Origin of the sequence: Nocardioides sp. CPCC 206348 (genome assembly GCF_048654705.1) — a bacterium.
In the GTDB taxonomy this organism is placed as follows: domain Bacteria; phylum Actinomycetota; class Actinomycetes; order Propionibacteriales; family Nocardioidaceae; genus Nocardioides.
In genome coordinates this window covers 595-876 of record NZ_JBMCZA010000077.1, presented here as the reverse complement: position 1 = coordinate 876, position 282 = coordinate 595, and the positions used below count along the sequence as shown (strand labels likewise).

Sequence of the window (282 nt, the reverse complement as noted above, 5' to 3'; positions counted from 1 at the left end):
ATCTTCAGCCCGACCGACCCGAGCCTTGCCCTCCTCGCAGTTCGCGGCAAGGCCGGCAAGGTTCCCGACGCTGCCTTCGCGCCGGCGTTCAAGGTCACGCGGGCCGCGATCCGTGCCGCCAAGCCCCTCGGTGCCCGGCTTGCCGCCACGTCGCCGGGCCTGCCGCCGCGTCGTCGTGACACCGCGGACGACGAGTACCTGTGGAACCAGGGGCCGACCCAGGGCCTGGGCAAGGTCGTCTTCCACGACTGGCGTGCGGTGTACGCCGACTGGGCGACCCTG

At 72.3% G+C, this 282-nt stretch carries 1 protein-coding gene; it reads left to right on the top strand.

Translation table 11 applies throughout. The annotated features are described in order from the left end of the window. Positions 1 to 282: hypothetical protein (locus ACOADB_RS03560; RefSeq protein ID WP_378596557.1), on the top strand; the 282-nt coding region annotated here is incomplete at both ends.